Origin of the sequence: Streptococcus iniae, from assembly GCF_030732225.1 — a bacterium.
Classification (GTDB): Bacteria; Bacillota; Bacilli; order Lactobacillales; family Streptococcaceae; genus Streptococcus; species Streptococcus iniae.
The window spans coordinates 1,599,649-1,619,795 of the sequence record NZ_CP132230.1; the positions used below are offsets into that span (position 1 = coordinate 1,599,649).

22 protein-coding genes are annotated in these 20,147 nt (G+C 35.1%); 4 read left to right on the forward strand and 18 right to left on the reverse strand.

Features of this window, described 5'->3' with window-relative positions; all coding sequences use genetic code 11:
• Positions 1-192: 192 nt before the first annotated feature.
• The 3 genes from Q9317_RS07925 to Q9317_RS07935 all read right to left on the reverse strand — a co-directional run bounded on the left by Q9317_RS07925 (position 193) and on the right by Q9317_RS07935 (position 2,406).
• Positions 193-726, reverse strand: coding sequence for a YceD family protein (locus Q9317_RS07925; RefSeq protein ID WP_003101669.1), 534 nt, complete (start codon positions 724-726; stop codon positions 193-195).
• Between the two features lie 187 nt (positions 727-913).
• Complete coding sequence (gene htpX / locus Q9317_RS07930; protein WP_003101670.1) at positions 914-1,810, reverse strand: zinc metalloprotease HtpX; 897 nt, start codon at positions 1,808-1,810, stop codon at positions 914-916.
• 38 nt (positions 1,811-1,848) lie between these two features.
• Positions 1,849-2,406 (reverse strand): LemA family protein, encoded by a 558-nt coding sequence (locus tag Q9317_RS07935; RefSeq protein WP_003101671.1) that lies wholly within the window; start codon positions 2,404-2,406, stop codon positions 1,849-1,851.
• A gap of 144 nt (positions 2,407-2,550) precedes the next feature.
• On the opposite strand from Q9317_RS07935, the gene rsmG reads away from it, so the two are divergent.
• The 3 genes from rsmG (at position 2,551) to ktrA (ending at position 5,404) form a co-directional block, all read left to right on the forward strand.
• Positions 2,551-3,267, forward strand: a complete 717-nt coding sequence (gene rsmG / locus Q9317_RS07940; protein WP_003101672.1) for a 16S rRNA (guanine(527)-N(7))-methyltransferase RsmG — start codon at positions 2,551-2,553, stop codon at positions 3,265-3,267.
• A 91-nt stretch (positions 3,268-3,358) separates the two neighbouring features.
• Positions 3,359-4,720 carry a potassium uptake transporter channel subunit KtrB gene (ktrB, locus tag Q9317_RS07945; protein WP_017794720.1) on the forward strand — a complete coding sequence of 454 codons (1,362 nt, stop codon included), beginning with the start codon at positions 3,359-3,361 and terminating at the stop codon, positions 4,718-4,720.
• A gap of 9 nt (positions 4,721-4,729) precedes the next feature.
• A complete protein-coding gene (ktrA, locus tag Q9317_RS07950; RefSeq protein WP_003101682.1) occupies positions 4,730-5,404 on the forward strand; it encodes a potassium uptake transporter gating subunit KtrA in 675 nt (224 codons plus the stop codon).
• A gap of 188 nt (positions 5,405-5,592) precedes the next feature.
• Here the strand turns inward: ktrA and sstT are convergent, their stop codons facing one another.
• Positions 5,593-6,801, reverse strand: coding sequence for a serine/threonine transporter SstT (sstT, locus tag Q9317_RS07955; RefSeq protein WP_003101683.1), 1,209 nt, complete (start codon positions 6,799-6,801; stop codon positions 5,593-5,595).
• A gap of 209 nt (positions 6,802-7,010) precedes the next feature.
• On the opposite strand from sstT, the gene brnQ reads away from it, so the two are divergent.
• Positions 7,011-8,378 carry a branched-chain amino acid transport system II carrier protein gene (gene brnQ / locus Q9317_RS07960; protein ID WP_003101684.1) on the forward strand — a complete coding sequence of 456 codons (1,368 nt, stop codon included), beginning with the start codon at positions 7,011-7,013 and terminating at the stop codon, positions 8,376-8,378.
• Between the two features lie 332 nt (positions 8,379-8,710).
• On the opposite strand, the gene Q9317_RS07965 is transcribed toward brnQ, so the two are convergent.
• From Q9317_RS07965 to Q9317_RS08030, 14 genes are all read right to left on the reverse strand, one after another.
• Positions 8,711-9,400, reverse strand: a complete 690-nt coding sequence (locus Q9317_RS07965) for a methionine ABC transporter permease (RefSeq protein WP_003101685.1) — start codon at positions 9,398-9,400, stop codon at positions 8,711-8,713.
• Between the two features lie 3 nt (positions 9,401-9,403).
• Positions 9,404-10,468 (reverse strand): methionine ABC transporter ATP-binding protein, encoded by a 1,065-nt coding sequence (locus Q9317_RS07970; RefSeq protein ID WP_003101686.1) that lies wholly within the window; start codon positions 10,466-10,468, stop codon positions 9,404-9,406.
• Positions 10,461-11,837 (reverse strand): M20/M25/M40 family metallo-hydrolase, encoded by a 1,377-nt coding sequence (locus tag Q9317_RS07975; protein WP_003101687.1) that lies wholly within the window; start codon positions 11,835-11,837, stop codon positions 10,461-10,463. Before Q9317_RS07975 ends, Q9317_RS07970 begins: the two co-directional genes overlap by 8 nt.
• A 60-nt stretch (positions 11,838-11,897) precedes the next feature.
• On the reverse strand, positions 11,898-12,743 hold the full coding sequence (locus Q9317_RS07980) for a MetQ/NlpA family ABC transporter substrate-binding protein (RefSeq protein WP_121791534.1): 846 nt from the start codon (positions 12,741-12,743) through the stop codon (positions 11,898-11,900).
• Positions 12,744-12,891: 148 nt separating this feature from the next.
• The gene (locus Q9317_RS07985) at positions 12,892-13,722 is read right to left on the reverse strand and encodes an amino acid ABC transporter substrate-binding protein (protein ID WP_031239331.1); all 831 of its coding nucleotides are present in this window, start codon (positions 13,720-13,722) and stop codon (positions 12,892-12,894) included.
• A 142-nt stretch (positions 13,723-13,864) separates the two neighbouring features.
• Positions 13,865-14,581, reverse strand: coding sequence for a YebC/PmpR family DNA-binding transcriptional regulator (locus tag Q9317_RS07990; protein WP_003101691.1), 717 nt, complete (start codon positions 14,579-14,581; stop codon positions 13,865-13,867).
• A 205-nt stretch (positions 14,582-14,786) separates the two neighbouring features.
• Positions 14,787-15,152 (reverse strand): PH domain-containing protein, encoded by a 366-nt coding sequence (locus Q9317_RS07995; RefSeq protein ID WP_003101694.1) that lies wholly within the window; start codon positions 15,150-15,152, stop codon positions 14,787-14,789.
• A gap of 45 nt (positions 15,153-15,197) precedes the next feature.
• A complete protein-coding gene (locus tag Q9317_RS08000) occupies positions 15,198-15,914 on the reverse strand; it encodes a MerR family transcriptional regulator (RefSeq protein WP_003101698.1) in 717 nt (238 codons plus the stop codon).
• A gap of 81 nt (positions 15,915-15,995) precedes the next feature.
• Positions 15,996-17,102, reverse strand: a complete 1,107-nt coding sequence (locus Q9317_RS08005; RefSeq protein ID WP_121791535.1) for a nucleotidyltransferase — start codon at positions 17,100-17,102, stop codon at positions 15,996-15,998.
• Positions 17,099-17,737 carry a DJ-1/PfpI family protein gene (locus Q9317_RS08010; protein ID WP_003101704.1) on the reverse strand — a complete coding sequence of 213 codons (639 nt, stop codon included), beginning with the start codon at positions 17,735-17,737 and terminating at the stop codon, positions 17,099-17,101. Before Q9317_RS08010 ends, Q9317_RS08005 begins: the two co-directional genes overlap by 4 nt.
• 18 nt (positions 17,738-17,755) lie before the next feature.
• Positions 17,756-18,496: a class I SAM-dependent DNA methyltransferase gene (locus tag Q9317_RS08015; RefSeq protein ID WP_003101706.1), complete on the reverse strand. Its 741-nt coding sequence runs from the start codon at positions 18,494-18,496 to the stop codon at positions 17,756-17,758.
• Positions 18,497-18,556: 60 nt separating this feature from the next.
• Entirely contained in the window at positions 18,557-18,910 is a 354-nt protein-coding gene (gene rsfS / locus Q9317_RS08020) for a ribosome silencing factor (protein ID WP_003101708.1), read from the reverse strand.
• Positions 18,911-18,917: 7 nt separating this feature from the next.
• Positions 18,918-19,511, reverse strand: coding sequence for a bis(5'-nucleosyl)-tetraphosphatase (symmetrical) YqeK (gene yqeK / locus Q9317_RS08025; RefSeq protein ID WP_003101710.1), 594 nt, complete (start codon positions 19,509-19,511; stop codon positions 18,918-18,920).
• Positions 19,508-20,140: a nicotinate-nucleotide adenylyltransferase gene (locus tag Q9317_RS08030; protein WP_003101712.1), complete on the reverse strand. Its 633-nt coding sequence runs from the start codon at positions 20,138-20,140 to the stop codon at positions 19,508-19,510. The genes yqeK and Q9317_RS08030 overlap by 4 nt, the downstream gene beginning before the upstream one ends.
• Positions 20,141-20,147 lie beyond the last annotated feature (7 nt).

Below are 20,147 nucleotides of genomic sequence, written 5' to 3' on the forward strand. Positions count from 1 at the left end.
AAACTTCATAATAGTTATTGTATTTAGCCGCTACTCGACTAATTATTATCTCTCAGTCAAATCATATTTTTTATTCATCTCCATTTACCTTTATCAGTAGGGAGTTTTTTACTGAACAGATACTGTATAGAGTATACCAAAGTCATGTGCAGAATTCAACAAAAAAATTACAATTTTCTTAAAGATTCAGTTTTATTCATCAAATAAGCCTTGAAGGGCTGAAAATGGACTGGCTTCTTCCTTTTTATCTGCTTTCATTGCCTGATACTGTTCTTCCGTCATAACCGCCCAATCATTACCTGTAGGAAGAGAATCTGACATTTTTTCGTCATCTGTCAATACCTGTAATGGAATTGACAGAAGGATATTATCAATCGCACTTTCCTCGAGATCTATTGCATCACCTGTCAAAATAAGGAGAAGATTATCATCAACCAATTCTTTTTTTTCTGAAACAGATCCTTCTTCAATAAATATTTCTTGCACAAATTGACTTTCTTCAAGATCCACTGCTTTCATAGAACGGCTTGAGGGAAGCGTTAGGGTGTATGTTAAGTGATAGTCAAGAAGAAACAGCCCAGAATCATATGAGGCCGTTCCAACAGCTTTGACATGTTTAATGTCAATAATTTCGCTATTACGTGCCAATAATGTTTCTTTAATGTCTAAATCTTGGTCAAAATGAAGAACTTCTTTTCTTTTCTTGAGTTCTGAAACGAGTATCATATTTTCTCCTAATAAATCTCTAATTTATTTTTACTATTATTTTTAGATTTTGTCAACTATAATCAACAACTATTCTCTACCTTTATCTTAAACCCTAATAAAATAAAGGGTTATCGAGATTTTTTAAAAAATGATAATGTTTTGTCAATAGAAAAAGTCACTTATCATCATTAAAAAGTAGCACTCTTTACATCATTCGTAATCTTTCAATTCGCTCTGCAATCGGTGGATGTGTTGAAAATAAAGCAGAAATATCAGCTTTCTTCCGAGGTTCATTAATGTATAGAGCTGCACTAGCATCATCAACTGCTTGCTCCATTGGTTTGGAGTTTTCTAATTTTTCTAAAGCACGAATCATCCCTTCTGGATTTCGTGTTAAAGCAACCGAACTGGCATCTGCTAAAAATTCACGTTGGCGAGATATCGCTAATTGAACCAAAGACGCAACCAAGGGAGCTAAGATAATAGATAGAAGGGATAAAACTAGAAAAATAATCTCTAAGCCACCACTATCGCGATTGTTATCACTTCGGCGTCTTCCCCCACCATACCACATCATGCGACCACCAATACTTGAAATCATTGTTATTGCACTAGCTAAAGCAACTGCTATTGTTGACAGTCTAATGTCATAATTTCTAATGTGACTGACTTCGTGACCAATAACACCCTCTAATTCTTCTCTATTCATCAGATTTAACAAGCCAGTCGTTGCTGCAACAGCAGCCTTTTCTGGACTTGATCCTGTAGCAAATGCATTGAGTGATGAATCTTCAATAATATAGACTTTTGGCATCGGGATTTGGGCAACCATAGCCATATCTTCAACAATATGAAAATATTCTGGAGCATCATCAACACTAATTTCTCTGGCATTGTTCATTCTCATTACAACTTGAGTTGACTGAAAAATCATACTAAACGCATAGATGGCACCAATAATCAATGCCATAGCAATGCCTAATTGATAGCTATTAACCAACAAATAGCCTGATGCAGCTCCAATAACAGCTAATAAGACAAAAAAAGCAATTAGTAAAACAAGTGTTCTGCGCTTGTTTCGTGCAATTTGTTCAAAAAGCATTGGGCCTCCATTCTAGGTTAAATACAGATAGAATTATCTTAAAAATTAAATTCCACTTTAGGAACTGCTTTTTCTTCCTCAGGTGTTTGTAAAAATTCACTAGCCTTAAAACCAAATAGTTTACCAACAATATTACCTGGGAACATTTCCAATTTAGCATTATAATTAGCAGTTGTGGTATTGAATAGTTGGCGAGAATACGAAATTTTATTTTCAGTATTCGTCAATTCATCTTGCAATTTCAAGAAATTTTGATTGGCTTTTAATTCCGGATAATTTTCAGCGACAGCAATAATACTAGCCACTTGCTTGCTTAATTCATTTGACGCTTCCATTGTTGCTGCCGGTGTTGTTGCACGAGCAACTTGTGAGCGTAATTCTGCAATCTTCTCAAATGTTTTTTCTTCGTAACTGGCATAACCTTTTACCGTTTCAATCAGGTTAGGAATAAGGTCATTACGACGTTTTAGTTGCACATCAATTTGACTCCAAGCTTCCTTGGTATGCATACGGCTTTTGACAAAACCATTATAAGTTGCAATCAACCAGACTACTACAAGTCCAATAACAATAAGTAAAATTAAAAATGTTGGCATATGATTTCTCCTTTATTTCTTATGCCTTCATTATAACAAGTTTTAGTGCAATTAGAAAGTTCAAACACCTTTACAGAGGATTTGCCGTTTTGTTCTCACTACAATTATGATAAAATAGATAAAAATCAAAGATTGAGGAATGCAATGACACCCCAAGAATTTTATCACACTTTAGAAGAAGCTGGTTTCCCGTTATCTCCTAAGCAAAAAGAACAATTTAAGACTTATTTTCATTTTTTAGTGGAATGGAACGAGAAAGTCAACCTAACAGCAATCACCGAAGAAAATGATGTTTACCTCAAACATTTTTATGACTCTATTGCGCCCATTTTACAAGGTTATATCCCAAATGATAAGGTCAAACTGCTTGATATTGGTGCTGGTGCTGGTTTTCCTAGCATTCCAATGAAAATTATTTTCCCAGAACTCAATATCACCATCATTGATTCCTTAAATAAACGCATTCACTTCTTAAATCAGTTAGCCCAAAAGCTAGAGCTAACAGATGTTCATTTCTATCATGGCAGAGCTGAAGATTTTGGTCAGGATAAAACTTTTCGTTCACAATTTGACTTTGTTACTGCCAGAGCTGTCGCCCGGATGCAAGTTTTATCTGAACTTACTATTCCTTTCTTAAGAATTGGCGGCAAACTACTTGCTCTTAAAGCACAAGCTGTAGATCAAGAATTAACAGATGCCAAAAAGGCATTAGCTATCCTTTTCTCACAGGTCATTGAAAATCAACACTATTGTCTTCCAAATGGTGATTCTCGCTATATCACCATTGTTGAAAAGAAAAAAGAAACCCCTAATAAATACCCGCGCAAAGCTGGTTTACCAAATAAAAAACCCTTATCATAAATCCCTAAAAAGCCCCACTTGTTTGGCTTTTTTAGTTTTTTTTTGATAGTATATAATGGAATATGAGATTAGATTGGATGGGAATTTCCTTATGAGAACTTGGTCAGTAACGCAACGACTGACACTCAGCTTTGCACTTGTCATTTTTATTGGTAGTATTTTACTCTCACTACCCTTTTCACAGTATCCAAATGGTCCTGACTCCACTTTCCTTGATCACCTTTTTAACGTGGTTTCAATGGTTTGTGTGACTGGATTGTCTGTTCTTCCTATTTCTGAAGCCTATAACGGCTTTGGTCAAAGCATCTCCATTATCTTGATGCAAATCGGTGGACTGGGCTTAATCACTTTAATTGCAATCAGCACCTTTGCTCTAAAACGAAAAATGGATTTTGCTGGTCATACCCTATTACAGTCCGCTTTAAATAAAGAAGATAGCAAGGGCTTAAAAGATTATCTTTTTTTCGCTTATAAAGTGACCTTTTGTATTGAATTTATTGGCTTTGTACTCATTGCCACTGATTTTGTCCCTCGTTTCGGATGGAAAAATGGTCTATTTAATAGTTTATTTCTAACCGTTTCAGGATTTTGTAATGCTGGTTTTGATAATTTCGGCTCATCAAGTCTCAAGGACTTTGTTCTTAATCCAACCATCAATTTTGTTATTATTGCCCTAATCATTTCTGGTGGTATTGGTTTTGCTGTCTGGAGCGATATTGCTGATAATGTCAAACGTGTTGCTATTGAAAAACCTCGTTGGCATGGCAACTTTTACCGTAAACTTTCCAATCAGACCAAACTGGTTTTACAAACAACAGCCGTTATTTTAGTAATTGGGACCTTAATTTCTTGGTTTTTAGAAAAAGATAATCCTAAAACGATTGCCAACTATTCTCTTTTCCAGCAACTGATGGTTAGTTTTTTCCAAACCGTTACCATGCGTACTGCTGGATTTGCCACAATTTCTTACAATGATTCGCTAGCGCCAACAAACCTCTTGTATATGATTCAAATGATTATTGGAGGAGCGCCTGGTGGTACCGCAGGTGGTGTGAAAGTAACAACGGTTGCTATTCTCTTTTTACTCTTTAAATCCGAATTATCTGGTCAAACGGAAGTTACCTTCAGAAATCGTATTATTGCAAGTAAAACCATCAAACAAACCATGACTGTTCTGATTTTCTTCTTTTCTATTTTGATTTCAGGTTACATTTTATTATTAAGTTTTGAACCTCATTTAGATCCTGTTGCACTACTCTTTGAAGCTATTTCAGCTATTGACACAGTAGGTGTTAGCATGGATATTACCCCACAATTATCAACTGCTGGACGTATTGTTATCATGTTTCTGATGTTTATTGGACGAGTTGGTCCAATTACTGTTTTAATCAGTCTCATCCAACGTAAAGAAAAAACAGTCCACTATGCAACAACAAATATTTTAGTAGGTTAAGGAGTATACATGTTAAAACGTAAAACAATTGGAGTCCTTGGATTAGGAATTTTTGGTCGAACAGTGGCTCGCCAATTAAGTCAGTTTGATCAAGATGTTATTGCCATTGACACCAGAGAAAGCCATGTTAATGAAGTTGCAGACTTGGTAACGAAGGCTGCTGTTGGTGATATGACCGATCGTGATTTCTTGTTAGCTGTGGGTATCGAACAATGCGATACCGTTGTTATTGCAACAGGTAACAATTTAGAAGCTTCCGTTCTTGCCATCATGCATTGTAAGAAATTAGGTGTCCCAGCTATTGTAGCCAAGGCTAAAAATAAAATTCATGAAGAAGTATTATATGGTATTGGAGCAACCAACGTGATCACACCCGAGCGAGATTCTGGAAAACGAGTTGCTTCAAATATCCTTAAACACCACATTGAAAGTATCATCTATCTAGAACACGGCATTTCAATGATCAACTTTAAAATCCCAACCACTTGGATCGGGAAAACCTTGTCTGAATTAGATGTGCGTCAAAAATACGAGTTAAACGTTATTGGAACACGTCCAGAAAAAGAATCAACATTAGTACCAAATGTTAATCCTTTTGAACCCCTAAAAAGCGAAACAATTATTGTTGCCATTTGCAATAACCACACCTTTGAAAAATTTGATTACTTAGGTTATCTTAAATAAAAAATGAGGCTGGGCAAAAAGTCGAAATCTCATTGTTTTTTTCAAATTTCCGAAATAAGAAACCGCATGAAATCAACGTTTGTAAACGAAAGATTTCATGCGGTTTTGTTTATATTAGGCTTTTTGCCCAGCCCCGTTTTTTTTTTTTTTTTTTAAATAGTTACTTCTCAAAACCAGTGAGACAACCTTTATTTTTTCTTCCAAAATGCATTTTCAGCAACAGCCGTTAGGTAGACATCTGTTGATGAGTTCAAAGCAGTCTCACAAGAATCTTGGACAACACCAATGATAAAACCAACCCCAACCACTTGCATGGCTAAATCATTTGGAATACCAAATAAACTACAAGCCACAGGAATTAAAAGTAATGACCCGCCAGCAACACCAGATGCCCCACAGGCAGAAAGTGAAGCAATAATAGAAAGTAAAATGGTTGATAAAAAACTAACTTTAACATCAAAGGTATTAGCTGCAGCTAATGTTAAAATATTGATAGTAATTGCTGCTCCTGCCATATTAATAGTTGCTCCAAGTGGAATAGATACCGAATAAGTATCTTTATCTAAACCAAGTTTTTCACACAATTGCATATTTACTGGAATATTGGCAGCTGAAGAGCGAGTGAAAAAAGCAGTCATACCAGATTCACGCAAGCAAGTAAGAACTAACGGATATGGGTTTTTATGCATAACAAGAAGTCCTATAAGAGGATTGACAACAAGCGCAACAGTTAGCATACTTGTCACTAATACTAAGATTAAAATAGCATAATCTGACAACACACCCAATCCATTCTCTGCAATAGTTGCAAAGACAAGTCCCATAATACCAAATGGAGCACAATTGATTACCCAAACCACAGCCTGCGAAGTGGCATCTGATGCCGCTTTGATAACTTTTTTGATTTCAGGTGAAGAGGCTTGAAGGGCTAAGCCAAAAACCATAGCCCAAAATAAAATTCCCAAATAATTGGCATTCACCAGGGCGTTAATTGGATTATCAACCAAATTTAACAATAAATTTTGGAAAATTTCTGACAAGCCTCCTGGAGGTGCGATCCCGTCACCACCTGTATCTTGTAACTTGAGCGTCAAAGGTTTAACATAACTTGCTAAAACTGCTACTAAAGCAGCCGAAAAAGTTCCCATGAGATAGAGCACCAAAATTAATTTCATATTGGTTTCACGGCCCTTTTTATGATGGGAAATAGCTTGCACAACCAAGGTTAAAACAAGTAAAGGGGCAATAGCTTTTAATGCACCAACAAAGAGCTTTCCTAAAAGACTAATTGCTTTTAGTTGTGGGAAAAATAGAGCCAATAATATACCTGTAATAATACCAATGATAATCCTCTTAATCAGGCTCATCTTTTTCCAACTTAATATGACATTTTTCATAGTAACTTCCTTTTTTAAAATAGTTTATCTATTTAGCATAATATATTTTAAATTTTCCGTCAAACGCTTTGGTAATCGTTTTCTCTTTTTTTAGCATGTTGACCTCCTTTAAAAACTTAGATATAATAGCAGAAGTCTTGAATTGACTAGGGATTTAGATTGAATTATCTAAAAATTAAATTTTTAAAAAAGGGAATATTTTTTTATTTATGAAAGAAAAAAACAGATATATCGTCATTGGCTTTATGCTTTTTGCACTTTTTTTTGGTGCCGCAAATCTCATTTATCCTGCATTTTTAGGATTGTACTCTGGAAAAAACCTTCTTTGGTCTATTCTTGGTTTTTGTTTGACAGGTGTTTCACTTCCCCTTCTAGGTGTTATTGCTATTTCAACATCTGGAGCAGAAGATGTTAATGAATTGGCTAGACCTATCTCTAAAGGTTATGCCTTAGCTTATTCAGCTGTACTTTATTTATCAATTGGACCTTTTTTTGCTATCCCAAGAACAGGAGCTACTTCTTATGCTGTAGGAATTGCCCCGATTTTAGGGAACCATTTTGAAATTAAAGCTCTTTATGCCATTTTATTTTTTGGACTTTCTTATTTTCTTGCCATTCGTCCAAGTAAATTAGCTGAAAATATTGGAAAATTTTTAACACCGACCTTACTTTTAGTTATTGGTCTTCTCATTATTGTATCTTATATTCATCCCGCTGGAGACCTTGGTAGTGCATATAATTCAGGAGAAGGTATTAACAACGCTTTTAAAGATTTTCCATTTATGGCTGGTCTGATACAGGGTTATGGAACCATGGATGCCCTTGGTTCACTGGTCTTTTCAATTCTTGTTATAGAAGCCACAAAGCAATTTGGTGCCACTACTAAAAAAGAAATCAACAAGACAACCTTGATTTCTGGACTCATTGCAATTCTCTTACTTGCTTTTGTTTACATCTTTATTGGTCGTATTGGAGCAACGTCGCAAAGCCTCTTTACCTTTTCTAATGGACTATTCACATGGAATAATGATCCTGTTAACGGTGGGCAATTGCTTAGTCACGCTTCTTATTTCTATCTTGGCCGACTTGGCCAAACCTGCTTAGCTATCGTTATCTTTTTAGCTTGCCTCACAACCTCTACTGGTTTAATTACTGCCAGTGCTGACTTTTTCCACAAACTCATACCAAAAGTATCCCATATTATGTGGGCTAGTATGTTTACATTAGTTTCTGCATTTTTCTACTTTGGCGGACTTGATGTTATCATCAAATGGTCAGCACCAGTACTTTTTCTTCTTTACCCTCTAACGATTGCACTTATTGCACTTGTTTTAGGACAAAAATGCTACAACAATCATCACTCCGTTTATAAATCAACTATTATCTTAACTGCCATCCCAGCAGTTTATGATGCTTTATCAACCTTATCAATGATGACCAAATTATTTGTTCTACCACATTTCCTTGACCATTTCTTTAAAGATTTGGTTCCTCTAGGGCAGTTTTCACTAGGCTGGATTAGCTTCGCTATCATGGGATTTCTGATAGGACTCATACGTCTTAAACTAAAAAAATAAGCTAAGTAGCTGCTGATTTTTAAAATTGGTCACAAGAAAAAACTTATGAAACCAATTTCCTAAATAGAATAGAAGATTGGTTTTTTTATGTCATTGAAGTCTTGTGCCCGTCAAAAATATCATGTCATTTTTGACAATAGATTAGACTCTCTTTTACCTTACTTAAGATAAAGAAGAGGCTTGAAACCATTTAATACAGGCTAAGCTTATTTCCAATGCTTAAGCTTTTTGATCATCATAAAACACTGCTGAAGAATGCTAGTTAACTAGCATTCTTCAGCAGTGTTTTTCTACTCTTTCATTTGTGGACTATGGTGTCATTAGCTTATTTTTTATTTGTGACTGAACTTAAGTGTCAACCTATCTCCTAAAAACTGAATGGCAAAGATTAATAGCAGAATTAATAATGTTGCTACCCACGTCACATCGTTATTAAAACGATTATAGCCGTAAGAAATTGCAACGTTTCCTAAACCTCCTGCCCCAATAGCTCCTGCCATTGCTGTTTCCCCAACCAAAGAAATCAAAGTAACTGTAGACACACGAATTAAATCTGGTAAGCCTTCACTCAAGTAAACCTTAACAATATCCATAAAAGTTGCTCCTGAAGCTTGGGCAGCTTCGATGACCCCTTTATCTAATTCTGAGAAAACCACTTGTACTTGACGTGCAAAAAATGGAAACGTCGCAAAGGTCAAAGGGACTAAAGCAGCAGTTGCCCCTAGTGTTGTTCCCATAATCAGGAAGGTAAAACTTGCTAAAATCGCAATTAAAATAACAAAAGGTATCGCGCGGAAAATTGATGTTACTTTATCTAAAACCCAAGATACCTGTTTATTCTCAATGACACCTCCTGGTCCCATTAAAACCAACATCAGTCCTAAAAACAAGCCGATTGCCCCACCAATAATAAAAGGCAAAATAGTCATATAGATAGTATTCCAGATAGCTAATCCCCAACCAGCATCTCCAGACCAACCCAATTCATAAACGTTTGGTAAATATTTTTGTATCACTTCCACTTTCTATTCTCCCTTCTTTAAAATCGCCACATGGACGCCTGCTTGTTCTAAACTCACTTGCGCTGCTTCAACATTATTTGCTTGTCCTTCAAGGACAACAACCATTTCACCGACCGGTGTATCTTCTAAGATTTCAATATTACCATAGAGAATATTTGCAGTTACATCAAATTGACTATAGATATGATTAATCATAGGTTCATCTGTTGAAGCTCCCGCATATTTTAAGAGAGCTAAGACAGCATTTTGGGGGAGATTGATAACAACTTCTTGTTGATTAATTTTTTCCATAGCTTCATCAATTCCGGTAGCTGTGGAAATAAATTCTTGTGTTAAAGCCTCTTTAGGGTTTGTAAAAATACTCAGAACAGACCCTTCCTCAATTAATTGGCCATTTTGCATGACTGCAACACGATTACAAATATCTTTTACAATCTGCATTTCATGGGTTATCATAACAATTGTTAGTCCTAATTTACGATTTAAATCTTGTAATAAAGCTAAAATTTGTTTGGTTGTTTTAGGATCCAGAGCCGATGTTGCTTCATCTGAAATTAAAATTTTCGGGTCATTAGCAAGTGCACGCGCAATAGCAACCCGCTGTTTTTGCCCCCCTGATAATTGCGATGGGTAATTGTCTGCTCGATCAGATAAACCAACTAAATCTAGTAAATCAGCAACTTTTTGAGCAATAGCATCTTTGGATAAGGTTGAATGCCTCAAGGCAAAGGCCACATTTTCACGTGCCGTCTTTTGAGACATCAAATTGAAATGTTGAAAAATCATGCCAATGTCATGTCTTTTATGTCGCAACTCTTTAGCTGACAATTGTGTTCTTCTATCCGCAAAGGTGACATCACCGTCAATAGTAATCTTACCAGCCGTTGGCACTTGTAACAAATTTATAACTCTGACTAAGGTTGACTTTCCTGCACCAGAATAACCAACGATACCATAGATATCTCCTTGATTAATGTGGACAGTCACATCACGCACAGCCTGAATCTCTTTCTTTTTTTGTTGAAAAGTGATATCAATGTGATCTAATTGAATAATGGCTCTACTCATAACTTTTAATTAACTCCTCTATCAAGTGTATATGTGTGCAATAATCATCAATTGACACATTCTCATCGCCTGCATGATCGCGACTATCGTTATTGCCTAAACCAAAGGAAACCATTGGAACTTCTAAAGCCTGAAAAACCGTGTGCATTGGACCTGTCCCTGCTGAGGTTGGTAACAAACTTAATCCCTTATCATAATGCTTTTTTAACACTGCAATCAAATGCTCTATTTCCGATGAAGTAAGGTCACTACGATAGCTCTCTTCTCCCAAGGTGTAAGTGATTTTTAAAGCATTAAAGCCCTGTTGATATAAATACTCTTTAACAGCTTCAAAGACCTCTTTAGGTTTTAAACCTGGAACCAATCTTATTTCCATTTTTGCTGATGCCTTACTGGGAATAATTGTCTTGACACCTTGTCCCAAATACCCTGATTGAAGCCCCTGAATGGTTAGTGACGGTTCAAAATAGTACCTTTTCAAAAAGGATTTCCTGTCTGATTGTAACATAGGCAGCTGTAAGCCGTAAAGCTTTTCTAAGAGCACTTCATTTTCTAAAGCATAGCTTTCAATCAACTCTAACTCCCTTTGATTGGGTTGAACACAGTGATCATATAGGGCTTTTATAGCAATTGAGCCATCTTTTTCTCGAAGGCTACTTAAAGCCTCTATTAAATACCAAGTAGCAGATTCAATAACACCGCCATACTTTGAATGAATATCACTAGTTGCACTATCAACTTCAATGTCAAAGGTGACTATTCCTTTATTGCCCCCAGTTAATTCCAGTTGATTTTTTTCGTTGCGAATCCCTTGTTCCCAAATCAAAAGATCTGCCTTATCTAATTTGTCTTTGTAGCTTTCTAAGTAATGCTCTAAGTCAACAGAAGCAGATTCTTCTGCTCCTTCCATGATAAAAATAATATTAACCGGTAACTCTCCATAAGTAGCCAAATAGTTTTCGACAGCACTTAATCTTGCAATAATATGACCTTTATCATCATCAACACCACGCGCATACATAAAATCGTCTCTAATAGTTAATGAAAAAGGGTCACTAGTCCATAGCTGATCACTGTCTGCTGGAACTGTATCATAATGATTGTAAAAAATAATTGTTTTGGCCGATGCCTTATGACTATTAAAACTAGCAAGTAAAAAGGGAGCCTTGTAAGTCTCATCAAGAATAACTTGCGCACCTGCTGCTTCAAAAATACTTTTTAAATAGGTTGCTGCTTCTTTCAAGCCAATGTCTTGTGCAAAAATAGAAGGTTGTGCAATTAATTCCTGTAATTTTCGAAGATTAGATTGAACAATACTATTATTCCAATAGCTATCCAGCAGCAGTCTATTATTACTTTCTTTGGTCATTTCGCTCTCTCCTTAATGAGAAATGACGTGCTTGATTAACACGTCACCTCTTATTTCACATTACCAAACAGCAATATCAATTCCGTTAGATGTTTTATCAACTACTTTTTTAACATCATCTGTATGATAAACCTTAACTAACTTGTTAATTGCATCTGCTTTATCTGATTTTTTCCAATCTTTCTTACCTGCAATAACATTAATCCATTGGTTTGTATTTTTATCAACAGCTTCTTTGTAAAGTGATGTTTTGTAATCAATTTTTGCTGGAACCGCAAAACTATTATTAACAATTGCAGCATCTGCTGATGTCAGTGAACGTGCTGTTTGACTAGCATCTAATTCTTTAATGTCTAAGTCTTTTTTATTCTCCGTCACGTTAGCAATTGTTGCTAATTTTTCACCTGAAACATTCAATTTAATTAAACCAACTGCTTCAAGTAGGTAAAGGGCTCTACTTTCATTTGTTGCATCGTTTGGAACTGCAATTTGTGCACCTTTAGGAAGATCCTCGACTGTTTTGTATTTTGCCTTACCTTTTTGATCAGTACCAGAGAAGAGATGAATTGGACTGATATAAGTGTCAGCAATTGCAACCAAATTTTCTTTATTTTCTTTATTCCAGTTATTTAGGAAGTTATAATGTTGGAAAGCATTAATATCAACCTCACCATTTGCAACTGCCTTATTAGGTTGAGAGTAGTCTGTGAATTCTTTGTACTTAAGTGTAATATTTTCTTTTTTCAGTAACTCTTCAATTTTATCCCAACGGGCTTGATCAGAATCTGTCTTTGTAATAACCCCTACTGTAAGTGTATTTTTATCATCTTGTTTTCCTGAGCAGGCCACAAGTAAGGTTGACACTGCTACAAGTCCTAATAGGCTAAATAATTTATTGACTTTCATTTGTTTTCCTCTTTTCCTTTAACATGTTATTATTCTATCTCATTTAGGTATAGTTATCAAATTGGAAAAAACTAGGTTTTTATATAGTTTTAAACTATATCTAGTGAGGCAAAAATTTCCTTAGCATGACTAAGGAAATGAATTGTACTTATTTTGCTTCTGGAAGCTTCAAATCATTTGCTTTTGGAACATAATCACCGCCAAGATATTCCTTAGCAATCTTGCTTAATGTCCCATCTTTAGCTAAAACTTTCAGACGTTTGTTAACAAAAGTTTGCAAGTCTTTTTGATCTTGACCAAAGATAAAGTAAATAAATGGTTGCTCTTTTGACTCTAATGGAATGGTTTTAAGGTTATTTAACCCCTGATTTTCAATGATCGCATTTACTGTTGGCGCATCAAAGATTTTAAAGTCTGCTTTGCCTTGACTGAGATTTGAAAGCATTTGGGTAATATTTTCATTGGTAAATTTTAATTCAACAGGGTTATTTGCATTTTGCTTGTTAAAGTCAGCTAATTGTAGTGCTGTTGTCGTTCCTTGAACAACTTGTGTTGAATGCCCTTTAATATCATTATAAGTCTTAATATCACTGTCTTTTGGAACAACTAAAACAGATGGTGTTGACCCTGTTGGGTAGGAATAAAGGTATTTTACAGAACGTTCTTTATTAAAGCTAATGTTATTACCTGCCATCTGAAATTTACTTGAATCTAAGCCCGTAAAAATAGAAGACCATTCTGTTTTCTTGAAGTCAACTTTATAATCCTCAGACCCTTTAAAAACAGCCTTAGCCACTTCTATGTCATACCCACTCAACTGACCTTCTTTTTCAAATGAAAATGGCGCTGTTGTTCCTACTGTTGCAAAATGAACCACTTCTTTATCGGATTTCGTTGTTGATTTATCTGCCCCACAAGCTACTAACAAGCCTACTGTTGCAAAGGCAAGCAAAACTGTGGAATATTTTTTAAGTGTCATCATATGTCTCTCCTTACTTATATTAAAACTATTATAACATCTCATTATTCCTTTGACCAATACTAAACTAATATCACAGTGATAATCAAATAATATCAAAAAAAGACATTCAAAGGCTTGAAATGTCTTCATTTGTTAATGATTAAAAATCAGCAACGTTATGGTATACCTTTTGAACATCATCGTCTGATTCCAAAGCATCAATTAATTTTTCAAAAGTTTCTAAATCATCACCATCTAAAGTTACTTCTGATTGTGGAATCATTTCAAGTTCCGTTACTTGGAACTCAGCAATACCTGAATCACGAAGAGCTTTAATCCCTTTATGCAGATCAGTTGGTGCCGTATAAACTGTAATAGAGCCTTCTTCAGCTTCAACATCATCTACTTCTACATCTGCTTCAAGCAATAATTCAAAAATGGCATCAGCATCATCGCCAGCAAAAACAATAACCCCTTTTTTGTCAAAAAGGTAAGATACAGAACCTGATGCACCCATATTCCCACCATTTTTACCATAAGCAGTACGAACATTGGCTGCTGTACGGTTAACATTTGACGTCAAAGTATCAACAATAATCATTGAGCCATTTGGTCCAAAACCTTCGTAACGTCCTTCAACAAAGGTTTCATCAGTATTTCCCTTAGCTTTGTCAATAGCTTTATCAATAACATGCTTTGGTACTTGAGCTTGTTTCGCACGATCAATAACGAATTTAAGTGATGAATTTGTTTCTGGATCTGGATCACCCTGCTTAGCTGCTACATAAATTTCTACACCAAATTTAGCATAAACCTTTGAAGTTGCACCATCTTTAGCAGTTTTTTTAGCAACAATATTTGCCCATTTACGTCCCATTGGAATCTCCTCTAAATTATCTTTTTATGATTAAGCTCTTAAATTAATAGAGCTAAACTTATCTTTAACTCTATTATTATAGCACTTTGAAAAGCTTTGGTAAAATGGAAATTTAAATTCTTATTTGGCATTTAAACAGCAAATAAATTTTGTGTTGAGCTCTTATTTAAGTAATAACTGAGCAAATAAATTTTGTGTTGAGCTCTTATTTAAGTAATAACTGAGCAATTAAATGGTCAAATTGACGTACATTAATATCACGTTTAAGGTTGATTTTGATGTGTCCTGCGCGTGTCCAAAGTTCAACCTCTGAATTTAAATCAAATGTCCCAGCATTCTCTGTTGACCACATATTAATGGAAGAATAGGGTAATGAATATATTTCACTTTTTTTACCTGTTAAACCCTGAACATCCTTTACAATTAGCCGGCGATCAGTGAAAACTGCAGTATCACGAATTGTTTTATAGGCAGCAATAGCTTTTTCACCATCGACCAAAATCTCCTGAATATCATTTGGAATTGGTGTTTCAGAAATAAACGTCCATTGTAATAACCCTAGATCTGCCATATGAAAACCTCCTTTTATATTTATTAGTTATCATATCATGCACTCTTATTTTTGACAATAACTTGCAATAGCTTGACCAACAAAAGCTGCAGTTCCACGACCTCCCATATGATCAATCCTTGTTTGAAACCTTTTATCCATTGTATACATGATGCCTAGATTTGATAATATATCATTATTACAATTATAGAAATGATCACTAATATAGTTTTGTAAGGTACCAACCTGTTCTTGAACAAGTAGATTTGATGGACTAAGATGTTGAAGAGAACCAAATTTTTTAAATATTTGATTCATATCAATAGTAATCTGCTTCTCATCTAACTGTTCTGCAAGTATCTCATATTCCTTAAAATATGAACCTTCACCCCAACGTTCCTTAGCCTCTTTTTGATAGGCTTCTAATTCTGATTTATCATATGCTTTAAATGTCATTTCACTTTCTCCTTCTTGTAACTTTTTAACGTGTTGAATAAGTTGAGTCAATTGTTTTTGTCGTAATTCTAATAAACAAATGTGATCTTCTAGTGCTTTATAGCGGCTATAACTAGGGTTATCAAGAATTTCCTTAATTGTTTTCAAAGGAAATTCAAGTTCTTTAAAAAGAAGAATCTCTTGTAAGCGACAATAAACATCCTTATCATAATAGCGGTAACCATTTTCTCCAATCAAACTTGGTTTTAACAAGCCAATCTGGTCATAGTAATGTAAAGCTCTGATACTAACACCTGCTATTTGGCTAACCTCTTTAACGGTTTTCATTATATTTCCTCCTTGAGTTAACTTAAGTATAAACTATCACGTAATGTTAGAGTCAAGCCTAAAATAAAAATCCAATTAATTTTAATTGGACTTCTCTTTTTTTATGATAATAGGCATCCTTCCAAAACTTTGTTCCGGGATATCCTGATGACCAAGTTGATAGATACTATCAGCTTTTTGTGTCATCTCATCCCAAGTTTCTGCCCCAATTCTTGTAATTAGAGTTCTACTTTTTTTCAATGTTTTTAAATGCTTTTGTCCCTTTGAGGTAAACCCTAAAATATGAATCCCCTTAGGTAAAGAAGATTCCTTAGCATTAACCAAGATATAAGTTAAAAGACGTCGGACACGGGCTTTTGTACAGCGTTTTGTAGCAACACTGTCAACAAGATCATCAATGCTCTGACTGGATTTTATAGCCCTTTTAATACGACTTGCCAATTCATCATTGACCTGAAAAATACTGGTTAAATCAGAATGGCTCAGAATTTGATATTTTAAGAAAGAAAAATAATGGTTCCATGAAACATTTGGATTGACCTTCAGCAAGTCTGCATTGGGTACTGAATGACTTATAAAATCCCAATCATTCAAGTGCTGTCTAATTGCACTTGCAGAAGCTAACGGATTGTTTTTAGCTTTCGAATGGTATGCAGCCCCTTGACGCTTGATTGGACGTAGTTTTATATTCTTTCCAGCGCTAGCCTTTGCGTAACTTAAACCTAAAATATGATTTGGAGTTTGCCCTGAAAATTCAACTCCTGCAAAGCTTTCCCACATTTTTTGTGTTTTTTGGGGATAACTGAGAGCATCATCAAGCGTAGATAAATAAGCAGTCATCTGCTCCGATTTTTCCTCATAAACCCTAACAATTTTCTGGTAATCAATTAAATCCTCTGTGCCAAAAGTTAATTGCTGAATTCCTAATTGATAAAGAATATCAACAGCTCCTTGGGCAAAATAGTCTGCCGATTGAACTGAAACGAAAAAAGGCAACTCCACAACGATATCTGCACCATTTTTAAGGGCCATCTCTGCTCGAATCCATTTATCGACAAGAGCTGGTTCTCCCCTTTGCATAAAATTTCCCGACATAGCAACAATTTTCAGTCCTTCTGCTGATTCTAGCAAATACTTATGCCCATTATGAAAAGGATTGAACTCGGCTATAATTCCAGTAATAGTCATAGAATCTCCTTAAATTGTAGTGGATAATCTTTTTTTATTGCTAATAAAAGTGAATCAAATTCTTGATTACAAAGTGTAAATGAGATTTTTTCTTGAGATAACTCAGGTAAACTTGGTAAAAACCCTAAAATATAAAGTACTGAATTGGTAAACTCCTCAACACCTCTTTTTGTCCCTAATGCCGTAATCAGTTTACCATCGACGACACAATGCTTATCCATAAACTTATCCTCATTTAGCCAGGAAAAATAAGATAAGAGATTGGTATAGATGCCACCTGTAAAAGTACGGTCTTTTATTAATCCAGCTTTAGCCAGAATCAAGGGTGAGGATGACATTGCAGCAATTACTGTTGTTTCTGAGTTAATTAAAGCTAAATTTTCAATCATAGTTGCATTCAAAACAGTTTCAAAAGGTTTCATTGTACCTGTAAAGAAAAGGGCATCATAATCAGTCCACTTCACCTGACTAAAAGCAAACTCAGGCATCACTTGAAAGCCATCCTCACTGACATAACATTTCTTTTCTTCAGCAATAATATCTACTTGTTGATGATAGTTTAGAGCCAACTGAGCTGTTAGAGGCGTTATTTCATATAACGAAAATTCTGGATAAATAATTAAACCAATTTTCACTAAAAACACTTCTTTCTTTTACTTTTGTGCTACAAAAAACCATCTCCTGCTAGTTTCGGTTACTTCTTTGTCTTCAAAATCTGCAAAAAGTTTAAATGACTTAAAACCTGCCTGTTCTAGCAAAATATCATATGTTAGGACATCGTAAGTTCTTTCTTCATGAATCTCATCATGACGCGTAAATCGACCATCCTCTTCTTGAATAAAGAAGGTTAACTCATGCACAACTGAATGTGGTGCTTCATCTTCAAACGTATCCCAAACCATAGCAAAATCATCTGCATTTTCGTGATAAGAAAAACCTGGAAAAAGATGATCCGTTTGATAAGTAGAATGAACATCAAAAATAAAAACACCACCATCATTTAATACGGAATAAACTTCTTTAAAAACATCACCGACTTCGACTTCATCTTGCATATAGCAAATTGAATCCGAATAACACGTCACAAAATCATATTTTCCTACTTGGGATAAATCTAGCATATTGCCTTGATAAAAATCAATTTTCTTCTTAGCAGACTCAGCCCTCTTTTTAGCAATGTCTAACATGTCTTGACTTAAATCTAATCCAGTCACATCGAAACCAGCTTGTGCAAAACGCACCGACTGAATGCCTGTTCCACAGGCTAATTCCAACAACTGTTTTTTAGTTTTTGTCTTAGGTAAATGACGAAGCGAAAAATCAGTCCACTTGTCATAAAGTGTATCATCCATAACAGCATCATAGACAGATGCAAAAGTTTCATATGGTGTCATTGTTTTTTATCCTTTATTTTGAAAAAACAGCCTATTAGACTGTTTAAAAATGGCATATTGTTAAGCTAAATCAAGATTTAAAGCAACTTCTGGGGCATCATGCCAAAGTTTTTCAAGATTATAATGGTAACGCTCATCTTCAGAGAAAAGATGCACCACCACATCATTTAAATCAAGCAAAATCCAACCAGTCACACTATCACCTTCAACATGACTCGCATCACCGCCTGCTTCTTTAACTTTTTCTCTAATATTTTCAGCAATTGCTTCTAATTGGCGAGTATTGCCTGCTGTTGCAATCACAAAATAGTCTGTTAAACTTGTTAAACCTTCTAAATTAAGTGCAATAATGTCCTCAGCACGTTTTTCATCAGCTGCTTTAACAACAATGTCCAGTAATTCTTCTTTTTTCATAAATAATTTAGTCTTCCTTTAAATAGTGACAAAAAGCATTATATGTCTCAATTGTCTGTGGGTAAATTGGTAATGATTGTGATGCTAAAAATGCAACCGTGTTAGCCGTTGAAAAAGCAACAGCCTTATCTAAACTTTCCTGAGCAATTCGTCTTGCCTTTTCAACAATTGGAAATGTTCTACCAGGCTCGATATAATCTGCGACGTACAAAATTTTGTCTAATTGACTCATCTTTGCAGCCCCAACAGTATGAACTTCAATGGCATGTAAAATTTCTTCATCTTTAAGTTCAAACTCATCAGAAATAATATACCTACCTACCATTCCATGCCAAATGTTATTATTCCAATTCTTCAACTCTTGATTTAACTGATAATGATTAATTACGTTCAAGAAAACAGAGTCTGATAATTCTTTGGCATAGTCATGTAGTAAAGCGGCGAGTCCCGCTTTATCTCTATTGTGATCATAAAGCTCAGCTAATGCAATTGCAGACTGTTCAACTCCAAGAATATGTTCAAAACGCTTCTTACTGACCCGCAAAGCGATTTTTTCCAAAAGTTCTTGTCTTGTATAAGGGACATAATCTGAATAACTCATTGATACAAACCTTCTTCATTAATATAGTCAAGAACGTTTTTAGGGAGAAGATAATTAGGTTGACGGCCTTTTTTGATAAACTCTCGAATCATACTTGAAGAAATATCCATTAAGGGAACATCAACCCAAATCACAGGATAGGATGTACCAGTCTTATATTTAGGTCTTTGCACGCCAACAAATTGAACCATCTCAACTAACTCATCAATGCGATGCCATTTAGGAAGATAATCAACCATATCTGCACCGATAATAAAGTAGTAGTCAACATCAGGATTTTTTTCTTTGAGCAAGGTCATTGTATCAAAAGTGTAAGAAATCCCTTTTCTTTCAATTTCAATTGTTTCAATTGTCAAACCATCATAGCCTTGAGTTGCAAGATTTAACATGTTTAAACGGTGTTTTTCAGAAATTGTCTCTTTTGTATCAACATGGGGTGGTTTGAATTCAGGCATTAACAAGACTTCATCCAAACCTAATTGTTGTCGAACTTGATCGGCAACCACTAAATGCGCATGGTGAACAGGGTTAAAATTGCCCCCCATAATACCAACTTGTTTGCGATTACTGTTTTTTTCTTCTAATTTAATATCAACTTTTGTAAATGGTGTCAATAACTCTAAAGCCATATTTTCT